2 protein-coding genes are annotated in these 1,058 nt (G+C 54.5%); both read right to left on the bottom strand.

Annotated features, from left to right (window positions below):
* Window positions 1-13: 13 nt before the first annotated feature.
* Window positions 14-583 (bottom strand): sulfatase family protein, encoded by a 570-nt coding sequence (locus NB063_RS25545; protein WP_250931869.1) that lies wholly within the window; start codon window positions 581-583, stop codon window positions 14-16.
* On the bottom strand, window positions 567-1,058 hold a 492-nt coding region (locus tag NB063_RS25540; RefSeq protein ID WP_407652713.1), incomplete at its 5' end, for an ISAzo13-like element transposase-related protein. The genes NB063_RS25540 and NB063_RS25545, both read right to left, overlap by 17 nt.

The following is a 1,058-nucleotide window of genomic DNA, read 5'->3' as shown; positions in this document are numbered from 1 at the left end:
TTCTGGTGAACGGTTACGTCGCTGCGACATCCAAGGCGCTGATCGGATGGTCGTAAATCTGGCCCGCTGGAATCGTACCGGGCCACGAGACGACGAAGGGCACGTGCATGCCACCTTCGGCCAACATTCCCTTTTCACCATTGAGTGGATCGTTAAGCGAACCGTCCCAACCCGGGCCACCGCCCGGCAAATCTCGCTTGTGAATTTTTAAGGGTGCCCCGTTGTCACCAATGTAGAAAACCAGTGTTTTTTCGGTCAGGTTGTGTTCTGCCAGCGTGCTTGTGATCAGCCCGACACCATCATCCACGGCCGACAGCATGGCGAGTGCTTGACGGCGTCGTTCCGGCATCTCACCGGGAAAGCGGTCGAGATACTTCTTCGTTGCGTCTAACGGGACATGGGGAGCTCGGAAAGCCACATACAGAAAGAACGGATCATCTTTGTAGCGTTCAATGATGGAAGCCGCCGCTTGGCTGCATCCATCGATGTGATACGCCTTGGCGGGCACCATGCCCATTTCGCGATCTTGCCCATCTAAGGAGCTGTTCGGAAATAACTTCGGGATTTCATGCTGGTAGAACATAGTTGAATTTACCGAGGGTTTCATCACGCTCTGTCGGTTCGTTTTGACGAAATTCGGCTGCCGCTTTAATGCCGGCTTGATAGGTTTTGCGAGCTAATTCGCATATGACTCGGAGTCCGGTTCGCGTGCTGACGTTGGAGAACAGCAACTGCATCCAGGAAAGTGACTCGACCAAGCGACCGCTGATCGCCTGTGTCAGATGACAGAACAGGCGGTGATCAATCGGATTGTATTTGCTGCAGTACGGCGGGAGGTGAGCGACTCGGATTGGAATGCCCAGCAGCTGGGCCACTCGATGAAGTCGTTCTCGATACAGTGGAACTCGGTATCCGTTGCTGCCACCACAATCAGCCAGTACTAAAATTCCCTCGACCCCAGAGTAGCGTGACTGTCCCATTCGATACCAGTAACGACGAACTGCGTCCGCAGCCAACTCGCCCGTATCTGCTCCAGTAGCCAAGTAGACGAACGCCTC

The organism is Aporhodopirellula aestuarii (genome assembly GCF_023701485.1).
In the GTDB taxonomy this organism is placed as follows: domain Bacteria; phylum Planctomycetota; class Planctomycetia; order Pirellulales; family Pirellulaceae; genus Rhodopirellula; species Rhodopirellula aestuarii.
Note: the sequence above shows the minus strand (reverse complement) of the source record. Positions and strands in the feature narration are given on the sequence as shown.

What these genes read in the sequence shown, in the direction of transcription:
- NB063_RS25545 (WP_250931869.1), bottom strand. Translation starts at nt 583, where the DNA reads ATGTTCTACCAGCATGAAATCCCGAAGTTATTTCCGAACAGCTCCTTA.